The 2,038-nt window shown below is 58.9% G+C and carries 3 protein-coding genes; 2 read left to right on the forward strand and 1 reads right to left on the reverse strand.

Annotated features, from left to right (window positions below):
- A partial coding sequence (locus HKN37_12400; GenBank protein NNE47446.1) for a glycoside hydrolase family 28 protein occupies nucleotides 1–348 on the forward strand: 348 nt, incomplete at its 5' end.
- Nucleotides 335–1,720, forward strand: coding sequence for a Gfo/Idh/MocA family oxidoreductase (locus tag HKN37_12405; GenBank protein ID NNE47447.1), 1,386 nt, complete (start codon nucleotides 335–337; stop codon nucleotides 1,718–1,720). The genes HKN37_12400 and HKN37_12405, both read left to right, overlap by 14 nt.
- Here HKN37_12405 and HKN37_12410 read toward each other — a convergent pair.
- The coding region (locus HKN37_12410) for an oxidoreductase (GenBank protein ID NNE47448.1) at nucleotides 1,717–2,038 on the reverse strand (322 nt) is incomplete at its 5' end. The two genes, HKN37_12405 and HKN37_12410, sit on opposite strands and share 4 nt — an antisense overlap.

The raw sequence follows: 2,038 nt of genomic DNA on the forward strand, positions 1-2,038 counted from the left end.
ATTCGCATCAAGACCAACTCGGTACGCGGCGGCCTAATCGAGCATCTGCGATACCGGGATATCACGGTTGGCGAGGTCCAGGACGCCATCGTCATTAATTACTACTACGAGGAAGGCGACGCAGGGGATTTCGATCCGATCGTGCGGGACATACTCATCGATAACCTGTCGATCAGGAACGCGCAGCGCGTCTTCCAGGTGCGCGGCTTCGAGCGGGACCCGATTCGCGACCTGCGACTGATCGATGTTGATGTTGAGAGAGCAGATGAGGTCGGTATCGTCGAGCACGTCTCAAGATTCGTCGCCGAGAACGTAACCATCAATGGAAAGGCCTATGACCCAATCTAAACTATCGCGGCGCGACTTCATCACCGCCTCCACGGCGAGCGCACTGTTCGCATCGACCCCGCTATTCGGTTCAGAAGGGAAGCGACGTGTTGCCCTCGTTGGCACCGGAGTTCGCGGCACCGGCTTTTGGGGCAAGCACCTCAACGACAATTACGGCGACGTCGTCGAATACGTCGGACTCTGCGACATCAACCCGGGCCGGCTCGAATACGCGCTCAACTACATGGGCGTCGACTGTCCCGTGTTCACGGACTTCGACGCGATGCTCGGCGCGGCCAAGCCCGACCTGGTGATCGTGACGACCGTCGATTCGACGCACGACGAGTTCATCGTCAAAGGTCTGCATGCCGGGCTCGACGTCATTACGGAAAAGCCGATGACGACGGACGAGACGAAGTGCCAGGCGATCCTCGGCGCGGCCGAAGATTCGAAAGGCGAACTGATCGTCGCGCTTAACTACCGCAATGGCATTATCTTCTCCCGACTCAAGGAACACCTGCTCGACGAGAAGATTGGCCGCCTGACGTCGATCGATTTCAACTGGTACCTGAATACCTATCACGGGGCGTCCTACTTCCGGCGCTGGCATGGCCTGCGTGACAAGGGAGGCACGCTCCTTTGCCACAAGTCCGCGCATCATTTCGACCTGCTCAACTGGTGGATCGACTCCGAACCCGTCGAGGTCCATGCCTATGGCGGCCTCGAACACTACGGGCACAACAACCCGTTCCGCGGCGATCGCTGCATGGATTGTCCGCACACGGACAGGTGCGAGTACCACTGGGACATGACGAAAGATCAGCGTCTGATGGACCTTTACCACGCCAATGAGCGCTACGACGGCTACATCCGCGACAACTGCCTGTGGCGAAAAGAGATCGACATCTTCGACAAGATGGCCGTACAGATACGCTACGCAAACGACGTGCAGGTCAGTTACTCGCTGACGACGTACTCGCCCTACGAGGGTTTTCGCGTCGCCTTCAACGGCACGAAGGGTCGCATGGAAACCTGGGAGGGCGTGCCTTCGCTCGATGCGATACAGCAGGACCAGTCACTGTTACATGCTAAAGAGATGGATCAGTCGAGCCATACCAAAGCCGAGTTGCAGTACCACGAGATCGTCACACAACTGAACTTCGACGAATTCGAACGCGAGTTGATCCCCTACGTCCGCAGGGGTCACTGGGGCGGCGACCAGGTCATGTTCGATCGAATATTCCGCGGTATCGACAAACGACCGGACCTCGACCTGTCAGCCGACGTACGTGACGGCGCAATGTCCGTGCTGATCGGCATTGCAGCCCGCAAGAGTATCGACGAAGGCCGCGCGATCCGCATCGCCGATCTGACGTCGCTCGACCCGGTCTAGCAGCGCACTACCGCACCGTCGCGATGGCTGCGGAATGCCGCGTCGATGATCCGCATCACGCGAACACCATCGTCGGCTGGCACGGGCTCCGGAAGACCGCGGGTAATGGACTGGTATACGCCGTCGTAGAATGCCATGTAATTCCCGGTGGGTGATTGAATGAGCTCTGGCTCTCCCGGCGTCGCGTTACCAATATAGAGGCGCCCCTCACAGCCGTCGGGCTCCACGCCATAGCCGGAATCGGCCGGCCTTATCCCGTCGTCTAGCTGTTGTTCCTGAACATCAGCTCGCCTCTTCAGGAAGCAACCGTTCTTGCCG

The sequence above is a fragment of the Rhodothermales bacterium genome (assembly GCA_013002345.1).
Classification (GTDB): Bacteria; Bacteroidota; Rhodothermia; order Rhodothermales; family JABDKH01; genus JABDKH01.

What these genes read in the sequence shown, in the direction of transcription:
- HKN37_12405 (NNE47447.1), top strand. Translation starts at nt 335, where the DNA reads ATGACCCAATCTAAACTATCGCGGCGCGACTTCATCACCGCCTCCACG.